General features: G+C 46.4%; 19 protein-coding genes. 8 read left to right on the top strand and 11 right to left on the bottom strand.

Annotated features, from left to right (window positions below):
- The first annotated feature begins 42 nt into the window (after window positions 1-42).
- Window positions 43-549 carry an SAM-dependent methyltransferase gene (locus ACLVWU_RS15715; protein WP_413575816.1) on the top strand — a complete coding sequence of 169 codons (507 nt, stop codon included), beginning with the start codon at window positions 43-45 and terminating at the stop codon, window positions 547-549.
- Between the two features lie 95 nt (window positions 550-644).
- Complete coding sequence (locus ACLVWU_RS15720) at window positions 645-1,127, top strand: DUF4423 domain-containing protein (protein WP_413575818.1); 483 nt, start codon at window positions 645-647, stop codon at window positions 1,125-1,127.
- 55 nt (window positions 1,128-1,182) lie between these two features.
- On the opposite strand, the gene ACLVWU_RS15725 is transcribed toward ACLVWU_RS15720, so the two are convergent.
- The 3 genes from ACLVWU_RS15725 to ACLVWU_RS15735 form a co-directional block, all read right to left on the bottom strand.
- Window positions 1,183-1,587 carry a hypothetical protein gene (locus ACLVWU_RS15725; protein WP_413575819.1) on the bottom strand — a complete coding sequence of 135 codons (405 nt, stop codon included), beginning with the start codon at window positions 1,585-1,587 and terminating at the stop codon, window positions 1,183-1,185.
- A gap of 93 nt (window positions 1,588-1,680) precedes the next feature.
- Window positions 1,681-2,325, bottom strand: a complete 645-nt coding sequence (locus ACLVWU_RS15730; protein ID WP_413575820.1) for an iron-containing redox enzyme family protein — start codon at window positions 2,323-2,325, stop codon at window positions 1,681-1,683.
- A gap of 49 nt (window positions 2,326-2,374) precedes the next feature.
- A complete protein-coding gene (locus ACLVWU_RS15735) occupies window positions 2,375-3,058 on the bottom strand; it encodes a hypothetical protein (RefSeq protein ID WP_413575821.1) in 684 nt (227 codons plus the stop codon).
- A gap of 349 nt (window positions 3,059-3,407) precedes the next feature.
- Between ACLVWU_RS15735 and ACLVWU_RS15740 the strand changes: the two genes are divergently transcribed.
- From ACLVWU_RS15740 to ACLVWU_RS15755, 4 genes are all read left to right on the top strand, one after another.
- Window positions 3,408-4,916 carry a sensor histidine kinase gene (locus tag ACLVWU_RS15740; RefSeq protein ID WP_413575822.1) on the top strand — a complete coding sequence of 503 codons (1,509 nt, stop codon included), beginning with the start codon at window positions 3,408-3,410 and terminating at the stop codon, window positions 4,914-4,916.
- Window positions 4,917-4,999: 83 nt separating this feature from the next.
- The gene (gene dtd / locus ACLVWU_RS15745) at window positions 5,000-5,437 is read left to right on the top strand and encodes a D-aminoacyl-tRNA deacylase (protein WP_413575823.1); all 438 of its coding nucleotides are present in this window, start codon (window positions 5,000-5,002) and stop codon (window positions 5,435-5,437) included.
- A gap of 321 nt (window positions 5,438-5,758) precedes the next feature.
- A complete protein-coding gene (locus ACLVWU_RS15750) occupies window positions 5,759-6,892 on the top strand; it encodes a patatin-like phospholipase family protein (protein ID WP_413575824.1) in 1,134 nt (377 codons plus the stop codon).
- Between the two features lie 65 nt (window positions 6,893-6,957).
- Complete coding sequence (locus ACLVWU_RS15755; protein WP_413575825.1) at window positions 6,958-7,770, top strand: helix-turn-helix domain-containing protein; 813 nt, start codon at window positions 6,958-6,960, stop codon at window positions 7,768-7,770.
- Here the strand turns inward: ACLVWU_RS15755 and ACLVWU_RS15760 are convergent, their stop codons facing one another.
- Window positions 7,771-7,956: a hypothetical protein gene (locus ACLVWU_RS15760; RefSeq protein ID WP_413575826.1), complete on the bottom strand. Its 186-nt coding sequence runs from the start codon at window positions 7,954-7,956 to the stop codon at window positions 7,771-7,773. It lies immediately after the preceding gene.
- 141 nt (window positions 7,957-8,097) lie between these two features.
- Here ACLVWU_RS15760 and ACLVWU_RS15765 point away from each other — a divergent pair, with 141 nt between their 5' ends.
- Window positions 8,098-9,294, top strand: coding sequence for an exo-beta-N-acetylmuramidase NamZ domain-containing protein (locus tag ACLVWU_RS15765; RefSeq protein WP_413575827.1), 1,197 nt, complete (start codon window positions 8,098-8,100; stop codon window positions 9,292-9,294).
- A gap of 32 nt (window positions 9,295-9,326) precedes the next feature.
- Here ACLVWU_RS15765 and ACLVWU_RS15770 read toward each other — a convergent pair whose 3' ends face one another.
- A complete protein-coding gene (locus tag ACLVWU_RS15770; protein WP_413575828.1) occupies window positions 9,327-9,506 on the bottom strand; it encodes a hypothetical protein in 180 nt (59 codons plus the stop codon).
- A gap of 60 nt (window positions 9,507-9,566) precedes the next feature.
- Entirely contained in the window at window positions 9,567-10,565 is a 999-nt protein-coding gene (locus ACLVWU_RS15775; RefSeq protein WP_413575829.1) for an LLM class flavin-dependent oxidoreductase, read from the bottom strand.
- 87 nt (window positions 10,566-10,652) lie between these two features.
- Between ACLVWU_RS15775 and ACLVWU_RS15780 the strand changes: the two genes are divergently transcribed.
- Window positions 10,653-11,021: a hypothetical protein gene (locus ACLVWU_RS15780; RefSeq protein WP_413575830.1), complete on the top strand. Its 369-nt coding sequence runs from the start codon at window positions 10,653-10,655 to the stop codon at window positions 11,019-11,021.
- On the opposite strand, the gene ACLVWU_RS15785 is transcribed toward ACLVWU_RS15780, so the two are convergent.
- From ACLVWU_RS15785 to ACLVWU_RS15805, 5 genes are all read right to left on the bottom strand, one after another.
- Window positions 10,974-11,657, bottom strand: a complete 684-nt coding sequence (locus tag ACLVWU_RS15785; RefSeq protein ID WP_413575831.1) for a rhomboid family intramembrane serine protease — start codon at window positions 11,655-11,657, stop codon at window positions 10,974-10,976. The two genes, ACLVWU_RS15780 and ACLVWU_RS15785, sit on opposite strands and share 48 nt — an antisense overlap.
- 201 nt (window positions 11,658-11,858) lie before the next feature.
- Complete coding sequence (locus ACLVWU_RS15790; protein ID WP_413575833.1) at window positions 11,859-12,269, bottom strand: hypothetical protein; 411 nt, start codon at window positions 12,267-12,269, stop codon at window positions 11,859-11,861.
- Window positions 12,270-12,283: 14 nt separating this feature from the next.
- A complete protein-coding gene (locus tag ACLVWU_RS15795; RefSeq protein WP_413575835.1) occupies window positions 12,284-12,781 on the bottom strand; it encodes a hypothetical protein in 498 nt (165 codons plus the stop codon).
- A gap of 165 nt (window positions 12,782-12,946) precedes the next feature.
- Entirely contained in the window at window positions 12,947-13,603 is a 657-nt protein-coding gene (locus ACLVWU_RS15800; RefSeq protein ID WP_413575836.1) for a methyltransferase, read from the bottom strand.
- 26 nt (window positions 13,604-13,629) lie between these two features.
- Window positions 13,630-14,778, bottom strand: a complete 1,149-nt coding sequence (locus ACLVWU_RS15805) for a CapA family protein (protein WP_413575837.1) — start codon at window positions 14,776-14,778, stop codon at window positions 13,630-13,632.
- Window positions 14,779-14,782: the final 4 nt, after the last annotated feature.

Here is a 14,782-nt window from a genome sequence, read left to right on the forward strand (position 1 = left end):
CGATTGCAACGCCGCCGCAGCTTTAGTAAGAATGCACAAATCATGTTTAAACTTTCTGATCGTATGCAAGCAGTCTATGACCATTTGATTCCAGGCGAACCTGTCTGGGATTTTTGCTGCGATCATGGATATCTGGGATTAAGTGCCTATCGCAGCGGACGCTTCCCTGAGGTGCACTTCGTCGATCAAGTACCGCATATTATTTCCACTCTGAAAGAACGCTTCGAACAAAAGCATCAAAAGTACGAACAAAATCAACGCGCTTTCTTTTGGGCGCAGAGTGGAGAAAGCCTAACGCACAAAGTTAGCGGGACCGTCGTAATCATCGGAGTGGGGACACATACCATCACCGACATCCTGCGTGGAATTCACGAGAAGAATTCGGTATTTATCAAGCGCTACATAATTAGCACCCACAACTATGAAGAAAAATTGGATGCATTTTTTGATGAATTTCCACCCTTCAAAACATCGTTCCAATTCACCAAATTCTGTAATGTTCCAGAAAACGGTCGAATCCGTAAGTTATTGATATTCGATAAAATTTAAAAAACATAACGCATCCCGCACGGCTCTATTAAATTAGTGTAAGACTGTGAACAAAATATTGATTATTCGGTCCCCTCCAAATAGACACTTCGGTCATGCAAGAACAAATCAAAAATTCAGATTTCCGCCAATTCCTTGAGGACGAGCTAGCTCGTCGCAGCCAAAACTATCCACGTTACTCTTTGCGTGCATTCGCAAGACACCTGGAAGTGGACTCATCATTCCTTTCAAAAATTCTGAACGGCAAGCGCACCGTAACTATGAGAACTATTCGTATGTTTGGTGAGCGTTTGAATTTGCCGGGCGAACAACTTCAGCAATTTGCAGAAGTAAGCCGCGAAAAGAAAATGAAGCGCAAGCTTGAGCGTCTGCTTGAGAAAATGCCAAGCGAGGATCGCGAACAATCAACGATCACTATCACTGTCGATGAAGCTCGCTTGGAAGAAGCAAAAGAAAAAATCAAGTCGTTCCGCAAAGACCTTGCACAATGGTTGGATGCTGGCGTTGCACAACAGGGCAAAACATATCAGATCTCTGTTTCAATGTTCCCGGTTTCCGGCTTCGGTCTTAACGACTAAATTGCATTTGAAATTTGAATTTAAAAAACCGAGTGACTAACAGCACTCGGTTTTTTTATTTGTCCGTCGAAACAGCCTTACAGGTTAACATTCCAAAATTGGTGATCATCTTATATCCGACAGGACACTCGCCCTCGACGGGCTCCACCGTTGCAACCTTGCGCTGCTTGATCTTATCATAGGTATTATAGGGCTCGCAGCTTGAAAACTCTGTGGCGGACGGATTGATGGTTCGCATGATCATCACACAAGCCATATAGGTCTTGCGCTCGTCGGATGAACTGGCCAGATCCTGCTGAAAGGAATAGCTGCTTTCCGCCAGCATGGAGCCAAAGTTAATCATGAAATACATGCAGCTCGCGACACCACCCCAGAACAAAAGATTCAGGAAGTAAGCACGATAGATTTTTAATTGAGCAAGCTCACGCTCTAGGCTGAATTTATAACGTTCAGAATCCATGTGATTTAAGTATACCTAATCTGATTTCAAATAAAAAGCGGCCCCCATCGGGACCGCCTAGAGTGTCTCTAAATGAGATTCGGATTACGCAGCTTAAGCTACAGCCTTCACGCCAGACTTAGCGTAGGCTTTGCATTGATTCAGCACTTGCTCGTAGTATGACAAAGACTGTTTCAGATTCTGCAGCACCGTCTCCTGATGATGAACCGGCAACGAGGCAATCTTAGTCAAAGCCTCTTCGGTATGCCCTTGATCCTCCTCAGCATGAACGCGAATGAAATGCGCCGCTTTCGGACCATACGCCTTTTCAACTCGCTTATTCACTTCTTCACCGAAGTAGGCAGCCAATGCCTCCAGCGCCAGAATGTATCCGAAAAAGGCCATTGGTGACTTATGCTCGATATAATAGTACTGAGACTGATACATCGCGCACGCACCTGGCATCTCTGGCCATTCTTCAATTTTACCACCAAGAGCTTTTAGGTCATTTAATAATAGTTTTTCATGTCCCTTTTCCTCGCCGCTATGGGCAAGAAAGCGGTTGTGAAATTCCTGAGTGGCCAGCTCAGTGCGAGCCGCTGCCAACGCCAACAGACGAGTGGAGTGACGGACAAAGTAGTAGGTCTGCGACACCCAGGCCGAATAGGCGGCTTTGTCTTCCCACGGAAAACTTTCGATCTGTTTTTGTGAGTACTTCAAAAGTTGTTTCAGCTCTTCGTTTACGTTCGCTTGCTTCATTTGTTTCTCTTTTCAGTTTAAGTTTGCAGTTAAGTAAAATATTGAAAAATTAAGCGACTCTTTTAAGCGGCACCACAATGCGGGTGTCATCAAGGATACTGGTGTGGTTGGCCTTGGCCGCCCACAAACTCTCTACAAGCTCTGCATGCTTCGAATCACCCAGCGGCTGAACTTCGCCGTTCTTGGTCATTAAGATTTCACACTCGTAGTTCATTTTAATCACACTACCGAAATAGTTCGCTCCACTTTTAGCAGATTTGCGGCGCACATTCAGATCGCGGCGGGCCGTACCCACCAGACAATCCCATCCTCCGGCTTCCATGACTTTACTTCCCAAGGCGATAATGATTTCCGACCAGTTCACTTCTGAACTGCGTGAACGATATTCAGGAGACACAGTCAGGTACTCCATACTCATCATCGTGTTAATGCCACGGGATTGGAATTTTTTGATAATCAAATCATCAAAGGCTTTCATGTAATGATGATCACGAAGTGCATTAGAACGAAGATCAAAGGCACTGTACATATGAAAACCAAAGACCTTGTTATTATCAGTCAAAGCCACAATCACGTCGCAGCGATGAAAGTCATCAGGATTCAGTGGTTCACCCACTTTTCCCAATACTTCAGTGTACACTGTTTTCCAAAGATCATAGACATTGTTGCTGAGTTGTACGGTGTCTGCTGTAAGCGCCCGTGGGTTGAATAAATGATACTGAAATCGTTCCATGCACTATCCTCCGCGAAGTTCTTTCGGATTTTGTTGCGGTGAACTTGAAGGAGAAAATTTAAGTACAAAAAGTGAACGTGCAATTTTAAGAATACCCGGGCAAAGACTCTACAAATCCTTATTTGATACATAAACAAATCCCATTGACTTCATTCCAAATCGGGACGGCAGTATTTGTAACTAACATACTGTGAATCTGACTTTACCATCTATTTTTGCTGGCGCAGACTCAGCTCTGTGTGAAGGAATCTTCAAACGTTTTAACGGAACACAAACTTCGACTAGACTTGTTACTTTTTTATTACATTCACAGTTGATTAACTACCACGAGAATTGTTATTCAATTTGTATGAGCACAAAAGAAAATCAAAACGAAGTCTTAATGGAAGAGAACAATCAAACAACTGAAGTGTCGCCATCAGAGAAGAAGTCGACATTTGAAAAGAAAGCTCTGCTGGTCTTATCTGCCATCTTTGTGGCAGTTCTGATTGGCGCGTGGGGATACGCAATGCGCGTGCAACAAGGAGTTGCGTCGAACAGCGTGACCACTCACGCTGATCCAGCCGCATTGCTGGAAATCGAACGTATGCGGGGCATCGCATCTTCGCAGATGGATAACGGTCGCGCCTACTTCCTGCTAGGTTCCCAAAATATTTATGATAAACAAAAAAAGGAAAAGGAAACACTCGCTGATGCACTGACTGCCTTCGATAAGCAGCATAATCTTCCGGGGATTTCTGATGTTGTGAAACGCATCCAGGACCTACAGAAGAAAAATCAGGAGTTTTTTGACCAAGCCATTGAGCATCGTGATAAGAAAACTGAATCCCGCATTGTCGGTCAGTTTTATCAAGCCAGAACAACTCCCCTGCGTTCCCAATTGAACGAAGCCTTCGATGACATGGCCCATTTACATCAGGTTCAAATCGACAAAGCTCAGGAAGAAATTCGTGAAGCTGCAGCCCAGGCTGAAATTCAGATTCCTTTTGGCATGACCTGGCTTTCGGGGTCTTTGGTTTTTATTTTCATCAGCATGGGCTTCCTGGTAGTCCGTTTGCTGCGCAAACAGTCTTTCCAACTGGCTCAGCAAAAACGTCTTTATGATGAAGCAAAGAAAGCAGTTCAGGATCGCGATGAAACTTTATTTGCGATTTCCCATGATCTTCAGGATTCCTTGAATATGATTTCATCCACCGCCGAGCGCATGGCTTCAACACCACAAGGGTTGGATATCGTGGAAAGCGGTGAGCTAATGAAATCCACCGTTACCAATATTGAAGGATTGATCAAAGACATCCGTGATCAAAAAAATACAGAAATGCACGGTCTGACTTTGCGCATGGATCAGCTTTCTGTCGACAACGTTCTGGATAGCGCACGATTACAAATGCAACCTTTGGCAAAACAGCATGATGTTCGTCTTCAAATCGACAGTGTCAACCCTCCCGTCCTGGCATTCTATGATAACGAACGTGTACTGCGAGTTCTTGCGAACTTGATTGGCAACGCCATCAAGTTCAGCCCTAAAGGGGAAAAGGTCGTTGTGAAAGTTCGCAGTGATCAGAAGTATGTAAATATCTCGGTCATCGACAGCGGACCCGGAATCCCGGCAAATCAGCTTCCAGGAATCTTTGATAACTTCTGGCAGGCTAAAAAGACTGCCGACAAAGGAGCCGGCCTGGGGCTTGCGATCGTAAAAACGATTGTTGAAGCACACGGCGGCACAGTTCAAATTCAAAGTCAGACAGGCCGCGGGACGACAGTGACCTTCTCTTTACCGCGCAGACGCCCGGTGGGAGCATCCCTGAAAAAGCCCAATGTCATCGTAAAAAGTAACCACGCACCAGAGTGGCAATAAAAAAAGGGAGCTAAAAGCTCCCTTTTTTTGACTTCGTAAAATGCCTGGATCAAGATCAAACCTTCAATGCAAAGGTTTAGATTATGAAGGCTGTAGTTCAAAGAGTTCTCTCCGCCTCCGTCACGGTTGACGGCAAAATCATTTCCTCCATCGGCCCGGGATTTCTAACTCTTCTGGGTGTCGCCAAGGGCGATACTGAACAACAACTGCAAAAACTAATCACCAAGATTGCCGATCTGCGGGTCTTTCCCGATAACGATGGTAAAATGAATTTATCCCTGAAAGATGTCGCGGGTGAACACCTGCTGGTTTCGCAGTTCACACTTTTGGGCGATACATCCAAAGGCAAACGTCCCAGTTTTATCGGTGCGGAGGCGCCCGCATTGGCAGAGCCACTGTACAAAAAGGGACTTGAACTTAGCCAAGCCCTGGGTATTCCCACCCAAGGTGGTATCTTTGGCGCTGATATGAAAATTGTATTAGTCAACGACGGTCCCGTGACGTTGATCGTTGAAGTGTAATTTCCTGCGTTGAAGTCACATGTCCGTGACTATCGCTGTTTCACAAGATATCTTTACCTTAAGGCAACGCCCCCTCCGTCGCCCATAGGAACAGGAAAAACACATGGAACTAGATCCAAAAACAGAACCTGAATCAAAGCAAATGTATGTTCTGCTTGGAACTATCGCCGCCATTCTTCTGGGGTTTCTCGCATTAGCTGTTCTTATTTATATTTATTGGGTCCTTCCTTAGCCATTTAAACGGGACCTCATTAGACAAGCTGGACTAAAGACGAGGCTATTCTCTTTCAGCTCCCCCCGCGAAATTCCGATAAACACCCTATGAAAAAGTCAGGCTTAGTCTTATCGGGCGGTGGAGCGCGAGGTGCCTATCAGGCAGGTGTTCTGGTTGCAGTTTATGAAATTGCACAGGCCTCCGGAGTTCCATTGAAATTGGATTTTCTTTCCGGCGTTAGTGCCGGTGCCATCAATGCAAGTTCTCTTGCAAGCAACGCACATGACTATAAGTATGCGACAGAATCCCTGGCAAGACTATGGAGTGAAGTTCACTTCGATCAGGTTTTTTCCACCGACTCCCTGACCATGGGAAAAATCGGCATTCAATGGTTAAAGGAAATTTCCCTTGGCGGAATCACCGGAACAACTCCGGGCCGTGGTCTGCTGGATACCACTCCTCTTCGCGGTCTTATCAGTCGCAATATGAACTACGAACAGGTTCAGGAAAATATTAATGCCGGGCACCTGGAAGCACTTTGCATCACTTCCATCGACTATGCGAAATCAGCTACGACAACATTTGTCCAAAGTAACAACACTCTAAGTTCGTGGGATAAAGGACGTAAACGCAGCGAATTCAGTCCCATCAACACGGAACACATCATGGCCTCTTCGGCGATTCCACTTTTATTCCCGCCGATCAAGGTGAACGAAAGATTCTTTGGCGATGGAGCGGTTCGCAATCATGCCCCATGCAGTCCGACGATCTATCTGGGAGCTGAAAAACTGATGGTCATTGGTGTGCGCCTGCAAAGCTCAACCGCTTACGACCTGCACGCCGAAAACACGGATACAGCACCCAGCCTGGCCCGCGTGATTAATACAATTCTGAATGGTGTCTTGCTTGATGCTGTCGAGCAAGACGTGGAAAAACTGCGCCGCCTGAATGAATACGCCACTGCGATCACTCCGGAACAACAGCGCAAAGTTTCACTTCGTCCGTTGGACTATCTGTTTATTTCACCGTCTGAAGATATCGGCGAAATGGCCGTACAAAAAGCCGCAAAACTTCCCCGCGTTATTCGCTACCTGATGAAAGGTCTGGGAAGTTTGCAGGATGCCAGCGAGATCATCAGCTATTTGATGTTTGATCCTTCATTCTGTTCAGATCTGATAGAAATAGGACGCAAAGATGGCTATGCTCAAAAGGAAGAAATTATTAAATTCCTTTTGAAATAGGTTTCATGAAGGCCAAATCGGACTTGCTAAAAAAAAGACACCCCCTGGAATCTCTGGGGGTCAAGATGGTTCGGCGCGGTGACATTCGCATCGAACGCCTTAAAGACCGTATCACACCCAAGGTCGCCTTTCCGCATAAGCATGACTTCTATCAAATCGTAATTGTGCATAAATCCCAGGGATCCCACGAGATTGATTTCAAAACCTATCCCGTCAAAGGTGGTCAGGTATTCCTGATCAAACCCGGTCAGATGCATGGGTGGAAGCTTGCAAAAAACTCGCAAGGTTTCGTCATCGAGTACACCGAAGAATCCTTTAACAAGAATCTTTTGGGTGGATTAAACCTTCCCCAACACAGTCGCCATGTACCTGACCATTTTAAGATTCCCGCCAACAACAGCGCCTTTTCCGAAGGATTTCTGAAGTTGATGGAAACTGAATTCCTTCAGCAAGGTGACAACTTTGAATTGTCCCTGCAAAGCTACCTAAGTCTGATTCTGCTTGAAGCCTTGCGTGTGACCAAGGCCGCAGATCGTGAGCTTGGCAAGAACGACGATGTGGTGACCCGGTTTACAGAATTGGTCGAAGAGAACTTCCAGGAAAAACATCAGGTGGAGTTTTATGCCGCTCGCTTAAAACTGACGCCGAAATCCCTTTCTGCAAAAGTGCAAAAGGAGCTGGATACTTCCGCCAAGGAATACATCCTGAATCGCTGCCTGCTGGAAGCAAAACGTCTGCTGTCGTATTCTGATTTAAGTGTCTCCGAGATCGGCTATAACCTCGGCTTTGATGATCCGAACTATTTCAGTCGTTTTCTGAAGAAACATATGCAGATCAGCGCTGGAAAGTTTCGCAAAACCTCCCAGCCAGGCAGGTAATTAAAACTTGTCGGTAAAATGGGCTGGGGCTTTTTCGCCCTCGCCATGGCTTTTTTCAGTATCCAATGCCACCCGGCCTGTAATCCCAACCCATTCCGGAAAAAAGAACGCCAGCACGGCATATGCCAGAAAACTGAATATTGAGATTATTATCGCCCCGCCGATGACCCACATTGTGCTGTCCATAATGGCTCCTAATGGATTCCATTGTGCCGTACTTCCACATTTTTGGCCATGGAACAATTCCACCGGGACTAGCACAAATTTCCCATTTGAATCGTCCTTGGGAATGGGTTTACAATTTTGTTTTAACAAGGAAGTTATCAAATGAAAATGGGTGTCGAGGTTCTGCTTTCCGATGCAAAAATGCTGAAATCACTTAAAGGGAAGCGTGTGGGATTGGTCTGCCATCCTGCCAGTGTGAATGAAAATCTGGAACACAGCCTGGACCTGCTTTCAAAAAAAATAAAACTATCCTGTGCGTTTGGTCCCCAGCATGGCGTGCGTGGCGATAAACAGGACAACATGATCGAAAGTCCCGACTTTGTGGACCCCGTTCACAAGATCCCGATCTTTAGTCTTTACGGCGAAGTTCGCAGACCCACTCCTGAAATGATGAGCCACTTTGACGTCCTGCTATTTGATCTGCAGGACCTGGGCTGCCGTATCTACACATTCATCACGACTTTACTGTACGTGATGGAGGAGTGCGGAAAACTTGGAAAAACAATAATCATCCTGGACCGCCCAAATCCAGCAGGCCGCCCGATTGAGGGATTCAAAATGCTTCCGGGCTGGGAGTCTTTTGTAGGAGCTGCTCCAATTCCAATGCGCCATGGTCTGACTGTAGGTGAATTGGCTTTGTACTTTGCTGACTTCTACAAAATGGATCTGGATCTGCACGTCGTAAAAATGAAGGGCTATGCGCCGAACAAAGCTCCGGGCTTTGGCTGGGATAGCAAATGTCCTTGGGTGAATCCTTCGCCGAATGCAGCGAACTTGAACATGGCGCGTGCTTATCCTGGAACTGTTTTGATTGAAGGAACCACTTTGTCAGAGGGTCGCGGTACGACGCGCGCGCTGGAAGTGATTGGTGCTTCTGATGTTGATTTCAGTGAAGTACTGACTCGCATGAAGAAAAAAGCTCCGCAATGGCATAAGGGTGTGATTTTGCGCGAATGTTATTTCGAGCCGACTTTCCACAAACACGTCGGTAAGCTTTGTCACGGTTTTCAATTTCACACAGACGTGACTTCCTACAATCACGAAGCCTTCAAGCCTTTCCGTCTGACGGCTTTGATGTTGAAGGTGATTCGCGAAATGCATCCGCAATATCCGATCTATCGTGATTTCGCCTATGAGTATGTCAAAGACCGTCTGGCATTTGATGTTATCAATGGCGGACCGGCTTTAAAGAATTGGATTGAAGATAAAAAAGCAACGCCTAAGGATCTGGATCAGGCGTTGGCTAAAGATGAAAAAAGCTGGGCAAAAGAAAGAAAGAAATATCTGCTTTATAAGTAAATGGCTTTTCACCATTCCTTTGGGATGAGTGTTCACCCGACAATAATGGTGGGAGCTTCGCTCCTGCCATTATCCACAGCTGCAATCGAGTACTCGATGTACTGCAGACTTCTTAAAAGCTTCCGCCGCAAGATACGATCTGCAACTGACGCCTCCGTCACTGAATACGTTAACTGACTCCCTAAAACCGCTGCTAAAATTAAGAACCGCATCCTTGGCCCCCTTTCCTGCTTATAAGACAGAAAGCCCCCGACCTTCGGTTAAAAAAAATTTTAGGGGTGCATCAACTGCGATATAAGCTCAAACGAGCGCAAACGATCGCGATGATCGTATTGATCTGACACAATCATCAGTTCATCGGCTTGGGTGACATCAACAAATTCCTGCAATTTACGTTTCACCGTTTCAGGCCCGCCGATGATCGCCGTAGCCAATCTGGATTTCACCAGCTGCTCTTCCGCCACGGTCCAATAAGCTGCCATCGAATCCACCGGTGGCTCCAGATTCACGCGCTGATTGCGAATGATGCCCAAGAATCTTCGCATCACTGTAGTGGAAAGCTTCTGTGCCTGTTGATCTGTATCTGCAGCGACTATTTGTATGCCCAACATCACATAAGGTTTTTTCAAATGTTCTGACGCCTGAAATCCTGCTCGATATATTTTTATCGCATCCATCATTTCATCCGGAGCAAAATGTCCCGCAAAGGAATATGGCAATCCCAGATAGGCGGCCAGCTGAGCGCTATACAGTGATGAACCTAAAATCCACAAGGGCACATTCACACCAGCGCCCGGAATGGCTCGTACTTTTTGATCAGACGCAGATTCTTTAAAGTATCCCTGCAGCTCCAAAACCAATTCACCAAAATCAGGTTCACGGCGCAGATCCCTGCGCAAAGCGCGCATCGTCAAGCCATCTGTACCCGGTGCACGCCCCAATCCCAAATCAATTCGCCCCGGATAAAGTGTGCCTAAAGTTCCAAATTGTTCGGCGATCACCAGCGGTGCATGATTCGGAAGCATGATGCCACCTGACCCTACACGGATGCTGGAAGTGCCGCCCGCGATGTAACCAATCAATACAGATGTGGCGCTGCTGGCGATGCCTTCCAGATTGTGATGCTCTGCCAGCCAATAACGAGTGTATCCCCACTTTTCAGCGTGCCGTGCTAAATCCAGCGAATTATGAAAAGAGTCTGCGACGGATTTGTCCTGCGCGATCGAAGCTAAATCCAAGATGGAGTACTTTGTTTCAGACAGAGTTTTCATATTTGTAATTCCTCGTTCAGCTCTTTACGCTTTGTAATTCTGCAAATTAAGTGTAGATCGACATCTCAAATTCAAAAGAGGTAAATCATGAAAACACTTATCGCAGCACTTATTCTTTCATTCGGTTTCCTGGGCACAGCTCAAGCAAATCAATGGACTCATGTTCTTACGACGACCATTACAACGCAATCACCCGACTACAAAGACATTCTGATTCACAACCGCGACACCTATTCTCAGATCATGGTGGAAGTGGGTTCCAAAGCACACATCGAGCGCATCGATACCATTTCACACATTCTTTGGGGCAAACCCGTTTCAGGTATCGAAGGTGTTTACGCAGCTGGCGAATCCAAGACCGCTTACTTCGGTCCATCGAAAGTTCGATTCCTGCGCATTTACGTCACTTCAATTCCGTTCGGAATGCCCGTGCCCGTGCGTGTGTGGATGAGATAATTCCCCATTCGAGTAGTGATGTGGGTGATGACCAAAATGAGGGTGATCTACAAGATTGCCCTCCGAATCCACCCACTCAAATCTGACTGCCTTTTTAAATTCTTTTCTACGAATTGCGTAGTACACCAGCGCAAAGCCAATCCCCAGAATAAATCCAACAAAATGCGCACTGTAACTGACTTGTGGATCAAAGGCCGACGTCGGCATAAAGACTCCAAGACCAACACCCACGGACCTCAAAGCGCGTTGTACATGGGATCTTTTTTCGTCAAGCAGCCAATACAAGGTTAACCAGGCTCCACCCATCCAATAGACAACCCCCGAAGCACCCAGCAAAGTGACTTCCGGTGGATAACCTCTCAAGACGAAGTAATTTGTAATGCCACCAAAAAATAGTGCTGCCGCCGGAAACATCCACAATCCAAAATAACCCACCAGCAGATATCCCAGTACAAAGAACAAAGTCATATTGTTCAATAAATGCCCTATATCCGCGTGGGATACCAATGCGGTCCACAGTCTCCAGTATTGTTTCTTTTCAAAGATATTTTGACCGGATGCTGCCATCCATTGATCGGAGTTGAAATATCCATTCCAGTAGCCAATAGCGCCGATCACCAGGATTAATACCGTCATTGCCGATATGAATCCTGCTAATGGCGAAGGCCGGTGGCTAAGCCAGGTGGCTCGCACGTTCTTCCAGACAGTCTGCTCCATCCATCCTCCCTTAGGGTTGGACTTAATTCTGAGTTCATTCCATCGGAAGTCAAGGTGCGCCAAAAACAAAAGGGCCACCGAGATGGCAGCCCTTTCTTATTTTGACTTGAAGTCCGTAACTTACGGGTTGTAAGTTTGGTGACTGTTTTCTTTCGCCTCAAACAGCGCCTTGATATAAGCCGCTGCCGTAGCATTGTCATTGTTCTGCAAAGAAGTTTGAATCTGCACAGCCAACCCCATCGCATATTGAATATGCTGTTGATAGTTTTGCCATACAGCCGGGCGTTGATCCTCAGGCCACTTGTTCAATATCTCTGGAACCTTTTGCAGATTCGCCTGAAGCAACAAAGCGATCTGATTTGCATACACTGCATTTTGTTGATTTTGTGCAGGATCGTTAACGGTCGCTTTGATGGACTTCGCCATTTTTTCGATTTCCATCATGTCCTGCTTGATGCTGGTAACTTCAGCGTAAGCCGCAACAACAACCACAGATAATGCCACGAAAAGTGAAACTAAAATTTTACGCATGGGATTTTCCTTAACTAAATTTTCTTGTGAGCTTTGTTGACCTTGTCATTCACTTCCTGGTTTTTTTCCACAATCGCAGCATAGTCACGTTGCGCTTCGGGAGTCGCCAGGGTTTTAACCAAAAGGTCACGGTATTCCACCAAGGCATCACGGAAATCTTCCATGAAGTAAAGGTAGTACTCTTTAAGTTCTTGTTTGGCTTTAGGATCAGTGATCAAAGCGCCTTTGGATGGCAGCACCACCTCGGTCGGATCTGCCATTACAGCTTCTGCACAGGCGATAGAAATGTCCAAACCTGCGATACCTTTTTGAATATCCTGGTCCGTCACTTTGTCCCAAGGATCGCCAATTTTACGAGCCACAGTTTCCGCATCAGCAAAGTATTTACCGAAGTTGCGCATAACGCGGTTGATGGTCAATTCAGTCTCACCATTGCGTAGCGGGCAAGTCACTTGAGCCACGGACAAAGCCGGCATCAACAGAGCCATCGCTAGTACGATTCTGGAAATCATGGGCACCCCTCCATAAAGACAGTGGAATGCTAGTATCTGAGGCTGCCTAGGATGTCATGCCGGGTCCGAACCATCGGCCTAATTGAAAACCAACTGGATAAAAAGCATGGAAAAAATTCCCGGTTTTCCAGTCTTAACATGTATTTAGGCAGGAATTGGCAATTCTCAATTGGCCTTGCGAATCTCAAGTAGACTGGTGCCGCGGATATCCCCAAGGATTTCCAGACTCATCACCGACGACAGATGTTGTCCCGCCAGATGAAATGCGCTCCAGCCGTACTGGCGTTGCTCACGCAATAAAACATAAGCGCGGCCGCCGGGACGCAAAGAGTTCTCTATTCCACGCATCAGGTTCGAGAAATCGGAATCAATAAAAAAACGGCATCGGTTTTTAAAATCCGATGGCGAAAGTGTGCCCTGATCGCGATGAAAATAAGGCGGATTGCACAGGATCAGATCGTAGTGATTCTTATACGCTTCCGATTGAAGCGCATCGTAGTTCAATCCCAGAAATCTTAGCGATGTTTTTCCATCCGTCACATGACCGGAATTCTTATCGAAATGCGGCTGATAAATATCCGCCTGCACTTCCAAAAAATCAAAAGACCTGGGAACAACTCCACGCTCTTTTTGATTGTGGAAAAGATAATCCAAACCAATGATACCGCAACCCGCACAAAGATCCAGACACGCCGTCGGAGTCAGTCCCTCGTCACGGTAAATTTCGTAAACTTGTCGCGCCAGAAAGACCGAGTCATGCGAAAAATGATACTCCTCGGGTTGAGAATATTCGAACGTGTAGTGCGGGTTGATTGATGACATTCAATAACTGTATCCCCGAGTAAACCCTAAGGCAATGATCCACACAGCTTTAGGCCCAAAGATTCACTGACATCCAAAAACCGCTGCGAACCGTAGTGCCGACTCAAATAACTCAGAACAGCCCTGTCTCCGCCAGAGCCCACCGGTTGAATCTTTGTTCCGTTGCGAACTGTGGGAGTATAAGCGACCCCGGAAATTAGAGTTTTGCCTTGATCATTCTTTGTCAGTCCCAAATACATCACCGCGGAAGCTCTGCGCTCGACATCTTTCTGACCCGCCACAAAATTTCCAAGCGAATATACGATAAAAGTCTCACGTCCATCTTTGGTCACGTACTTATCCCAAGGCTGCAACACATGTGGGTGTGATCCTATAACTGCTGTAGCACCCGCATCCAGAAATCTCTTGGCACCGTCGACCTGTCGGGAATTTGGAGTTTGCTTATATTCTTCACCCCAGTGCGGATAGACAATCACGGCATCAACATCTGAGCGATTGGAAAGTGTTTTGATAAGACTCACAGTTTCCGGTTTAAAACAATTCAACACCTGGCCTTTGGAATCACTTCGTCCATTTGTTGATTCCGTACAACCCACGAATGCCACGTTGATCCCGCGTATCGAAATCACTTTCGCATATCCAGCATTGCGCTCCTGGGAATGTCTGACTCCGATGGTTGGCATTCCAGAATTCCGGGCTGCAGTGAGGGTTCGATCGATGCCAACGGATCCCCTGTCCAAAGAATGATTATTAGCCAGGGTCAAAAGATCAATTCCACTGTTTTTAAGATTATCCAGGATGCGTGGATGATAGTTGAACAAAAAATTTGTTCCCGAGTAGACCCGGTCATCATAGATAAAACCGACGTCTCCCCAGTCCCGCCCCTGCGCATCGATACCCATGGCGGCCGGTCCTTCGAGATTCGCGACTGAATAGTGTGCCTTCGCAAAAAGAGGATTGACCGCTCTCCAGATCTGCGAAAAATCCTTGGTCTCACGCACAACGGCCTGATACAGCATCTTGTGGATCAGAACATCACCGACAAACGATATCGCGGCAAATGGCAAATTCGATTCGCACTTACCACTGAAGTTTAAATCCCGACCTTGAGCAAATCCTATTGATGGAAAAATCCCCAGCATGACTGCCAGGGATTTTTTGAAACCGTATTTCATAATT

It is taken from the genome of Bdellovibrio sp. HCB290 (genome assembly GCF_047305925.1).
In the GTDB taxonomy this organism is placed as follows: Bacteria; Bdellovibrionota; Bdellovibrionia; order Bdellovibrionales; family Bdellovibrionaceae; genus Bdellovibrio.